1 protein-coding gene is annotated in these 2,596 nt (G+C 54.3%); it reads right to left on the bottom strand.

All coding sequences use genetic code 11. The features are described 5' to 3' along the window. Positions 1-14: 14 nt before the first annotated feature. Positions 15-2,321 carry a TonB-dependent receptor gene (locus tag E1919_RS27035; RefSeq protein WP_162056512.1) on the bottom strand — a complete coding sequence of 769 codons (2,307 nt, stop codon included), beginning with the start codon at positions 2,319-2,321 and terminating at the stop codon, positions 15-17. Between the last annotated feature and the right edge of the window lie 275 nt (positions 2,322-2,596).

The following is a 2,596-nucleotide window of genomic DNA, read 5'->3' as shown; positions in this document are numbered from 1 at the left end:
CTTCATAGCCGCCCTTACCTGATGTTTACCCTCACTCCCAGAAAACCCCTGATGCCCTGGTTGGGCGCGTACACATAAGCGGGGTCGAAAGTCAGCGCGTAAGGGTTGCCTGGAGTTGGCACTGCCTGCCCGTTTCCGTTAAACTGAACCTCCTTATCAAACGGATCATGGGACCTTGCGATGCTGTAGGCTGCCGGTGTGAAATCAAGAAGGTTCTTCACGCCGCCGTAAACCTCCACCCTTCCGCCAGGGCTGCCCCAGGTGAACTGAATATTCTGGATGCTCCACCAGGGAGAATATTCCGGCCTCGGGTCAAGTTCCCCCAGCAAAGGCAGGCGCATGGGCCCGTACAGGTTCCCTGTGTAATCAATCCCCAGGTTCAAAGGTGTTATTTTATAGGTTACAGCCCAAGTCCCGGTCCACCTCTCGGTGAGCACCTGCCGCTGCTTTTCTATGTCGCCCCCCTCTTCCGCTTCTTTCGTGTACACATCCATGTACGTTCCCCCAGCCAGCATTTTCAGCCCGTTGAGCAGCTCCACGTCCATGTTCAGGGTGAGGCCCTGCGTGACGGCATGGCCCCGGAGGTTTGCGTAGATAATCCTGTTAGGGTCGGTGTCGTAGTCGGCTATGATGCGGTTGTTGAAGTAGGTGTACCAGGCCGTGGCGTCAAAGCCGATGAAGGCTCCGTTTCCGGCAACCACTTTTTTGATATAGTTGATGTTGACGTTGTAGCTCTTCTCCGGGTCCAGCTCCTCCTGCACGTCCACTATCCTGGACCCGGTGAGGGCGGCGTGCTCCTCGGTGAACAAGTTTACCACGCGGAAGCCCGTCCCCGCGTTCAGGCGCAGGATGTTGTTATCGTTGAGCGCCCACTTGTAGGCCAGCCGTGGGGTGAGGATGTCGCCGTGCCTGGAGTTGTAGTCGTAACGCATGCCCAGCAGCAATTTGTGCTGCTGCGAGAGAGAAATCTCGTTCTGCACGAAGATTCCGGGAAGCCAGGTCTGGTCTGGCTGGTTTCCCGGGTACAGGGTATCCGGACTGGCGGTGGCCGGTGTATTGTCATCGTAGTACGTGTAGCGGAGGGCCGTGCCCAGCAGCAGGTCGTGCCTGTTGATTTTCTTGTCCCAGGTCAGCTGGGAGAAGGCAATTTTCTGGTCGGCAAAGTAGGGTATATCCCCATACCAGGAGTTCTGGCTATGGTCGTTAACGGAGAACATCAGCAGCATCTTCTCCTTTACAGGCAGCTGGTAGTTACCAATCAACTCCCATCTGTTGGTGTAAATGCTCTCCCCGTAAATGCTGTCGCCTCCCCTGAAGGACTTGTTCCAGCGCATGTCCCCGCCCCAGCGGTCTTCGTAGTAGTAGCGCCCGGCCAGGGAAAGCAGCCTGTTTTCCTTTCTATCGAAATTCCATTTCTGGAAAACAGAGACCCGGTCCTGCAGCGTCACGTCCGTGAATCGGTCGCCGTTGTTGTCTTTCGGGTTGCTGTAGTTGAAATAGTTCACCCCTGTCAGCACCGACGCCTTCCGCCCCGCATTCAGCTTAAACGCCAGGTCCGCGTTGTACTCCTGCCAGGAGGTGGCAAACACATCGGCATAGAACAGGGGCGCGCTGGAGGGCTTTTTTGTGATCACGTTTATCAGCCCGCCCACTGCCTCTGAGCCGTAGAGGGAAGAGGCCGGCCCTTTGACCACCTCAATGCGCTCCACCATGGCGTTGGGTATGCCTGAAAGGCCGTAGACGGAGGAGAGCCCGCTCACGATGGGCATGCCGTCAATCAGGATCATAGTGTAAGGCCCTTCCAGGCCATTGATGTGGATATCGCCCGTGTTGCACACGTTGCAGTTAAGCTGGGGGCGCACGCCGTTCACATTCTGCAGCGCATCGAAGAGCGACGGTGTGGGGTTCTTTTTAAAGAAGTTCTGGGTATACACCTCCACAGGGACAGGGCTCTCCAACCGGCTTACCTCCTTCATGGTGCCCGTTACCACTACTTCACTGACGGCTGTTGCAGCCGGGTTGAGTTGAATGTCTACAGTAACCGTTTGCCCCTCCGCCACTGTTACCTGGCGGGAAGTTGAAGTATAGCCAACTGCCGACACCTTTATGGTGTATGTTCCGCCAGGCACCTGGCTGATGCGATAGAACCCGGAGTCATCGCTGGTAGCCCCCTTTGTTGTGCCAGCCAGGCCCACACTGGCAAAGGCTACCGGTATACCGTCTGAAGTAACTTTTCCTGATATAGCGGCTGTTTGGGCGAGCGATGTGAAGGCGCCAATGAGCAGCATGAAGGTGAGAAGCAAGCGTAGGTGTGTCTTCATAGTGGTAAAGTTTTAACAGAAGTGATGATGTTTAAAGTAATATAAATAAATATTTAGTCTAATCTAAAAATAAGTTAAGACAATACCTATTATGAATGATTGTGGTGGTGGTTGCCATAGAGAAGAAAGAGTAAGAAACCTGCAGGAGGGGGATAGTGTGACTCAAAGAGTCAGGTTACATATAGCTCTTTTCAATCCAGGCAGATGGCTATAAAAGTATAGCCCCAAACCTATACCTGCGAGGCGAGCTATGAAAGCTGTTTCGCACATAGCGT

Origin of the sequence: Pontibacter pamirensis (genome assembly GCF_010015475.1) — a bacterium.
Classification (GTDB): Bacteria; Bacteroidota; Bacteroidia; order Cytophagales; family Hymenobacteraceae; genus Pontibacter; species Pontibacter pamirensis.
The sequence above is the reverse complement of the archived record's forward strand: the minus strand, read 5'-3'. Positions and strand labels throughout refer to the sequence as shown.